This window comes from uncultured Flavobacterium sp., from assembly GCF_963975005.1.
Taxonomy (GTDB): domain Bacteria; phylum Bacteroidota; class Bacteroidia; order Flavobacteriales; family Flavobacteriaceae; genus Flavobacterium.
On record NZ_CAXBFR010000203.1, the window covers coordinates 1 to 1,801 of the forward strand.

Sequence of the window (1,801 nt, forward strand, 5' to 3'; positions counted from 1 at the left end):
TTTTGGCTTGGTTTTTCCTTCGGAAAAACCTCTATGATTCCTAATTTTGTTTTATATTTGTTGTGGTCAGTGATTAATTCAAACCACTTTCGCTAGCCGCAAAACGTTGTATGATATTTTAGAAAACCGTAGAAATGAAAACTAAACTAATATTAATATCAGCATTTTTTTTAACAATAATCATTATGAGTTTTTCAATTTTTAATAAAGAAAGTAAAGAAGAAAAGTTTTGGAATTGGTTTGAAAAAAATCAGGAAACCTATTATTCCGAAATTGAAAATCTTGAAATTCGAGAAAAAATTTTTAACGAACTTTCCAAAAACTTAAAGAAAATTAATGAAGATTTAGTTTTTGAATTTAGTCCAATTCACGAAAATAAAATTAGAGAATTTACTATTTCAGCTGAAGGAATTAAAGATTTATTTCCTGTTGTAGAAAAATTAATCGAAAAAGCTCCTAAACTAAAAAATTGGAAATTTAATGCTTTCAGACAAAGAATTCCTGGCGATGAATTTGAAATCCAATATGGTGACTTGAAAATTGGATATTCTGACATTTATTATCGAAGTGAAGATGATAATGGAAAATTAGGAATTGAACTAAATATAAGAAACTTTGATGGAAAGGGTCAAACTCAAAATGCTATTTACATACTTTTGGACGGTTTAATCGGAGAATATGACGTAACAACAAAAATTGGTTGGATTGAATGGGTAAAATTGGATGAAAACGAAAAAGAAAACTTAAAACCAATAATTGAATTGAGAAACGAAATCGACAAGTAAAAACATCATACAACAGCTGTTTTGCACAATGGCTTGGGCTTGGTTTTTCCTTCGGAAAAACCTCTACGAATCGAAATTTTGTCTATATTTGTTATGGTCAGTCTTGAATCACAAGCCACTGATGCAAAGCAGCAAAACGTTGTATGATAGTGCTTTGGAAATGCCGTAAAATATGATATTATTTGAAATTATTTTAGGAAAATATTTTATAGAATTAATTGGAGCTTCTACTCGATTCTCTTTTAATTTAATAAAATCAAAATTGTTTGGAACTAAATTAATAAAATTTGAAGAATATTGGAACCCAAAAAAAGGAACTTACTATAACAAACTTGAAACTGAAACTGCAAACAGAATTGCTGGATTTATATTTTTGGCAATTTTACTTTCAATAATCATATTTTTTACTGTTTAATATTTTTCTACCAAAATTAGTGTCTAATCGGTTGGAATTTATTCAATTAACTTTTGGTCATTTCTAAATCAAAATTTCGGCTTGAAGTTTTACAAGTTTGCGAAAGTTTTATAAAAAATTGTTTGGTGAAAAAAGGTTTTTATTCAGTTGGTATTTTTTGCATTTAGCACTTTCTGAAAACTTCTAAAGTTTTGGTTTGAAAAGATTACGTGAATAATATTTGAAAACCACTTACATAAATTCGTTTCGAATTGACGCAAGTCGTTTTAAAATAGCACCATCATACAACAGCGGTTTGCAAAAATGGCTAGGACTGTCAATTTCTGGAAAATCCTGTCGGATTTTTCATTTTTTGTTTATATTTGTGAAGGTTTGGTAATGAAAAACGCCACTTTCGCAAGCCGCAAAACGTTATAAGCTAGTTATGAAAATCGTATAAAAAAGAACTATAATTAATGAAAAGACCACTAATTTTATTTTTAATTATTATTCAATTTATTTCTTGTGGCAGAAATAATAAAGAATTGAAAATTGAAGAAAATTGTTATGATGTATTATATTCAGTTTCTTATGTAACTGACGTTTATGATAAAAGAAATAT

Annotated in this window: 2 protein-coding genes; both read left to right on the forward strand. The window is 27.6% G+C overall.

Annotation, left to right across the window (positions count from 1 at the left end; all coding sequences use genetic code 11):
* Window positions 1-185 precede the first annotated feature (185 nt).
* Window positions 186-785, forward strand: a complete 600-nt coding sequence (locus AACZ53_RS14490; RefSeq protein WP_339839912.1) for a hypothetical protein — start codon at window positions 186-188, stop codon at window positions 783-785.
* A 172-nt stretch (window positions 786-957) separates the two neighbouring features.
* Window positions 958-1,200, forward strand: a complete 243-nt coding sequence (locus AACZ53_RS14495; protein ID WP_339839914.1) for a hypothetical protein — start codon at window positions 958-960, stop codon at window positions 1,198-1,200.
* Window positions 1,201-1,801 lie beyond the last annotated feature (601 nt).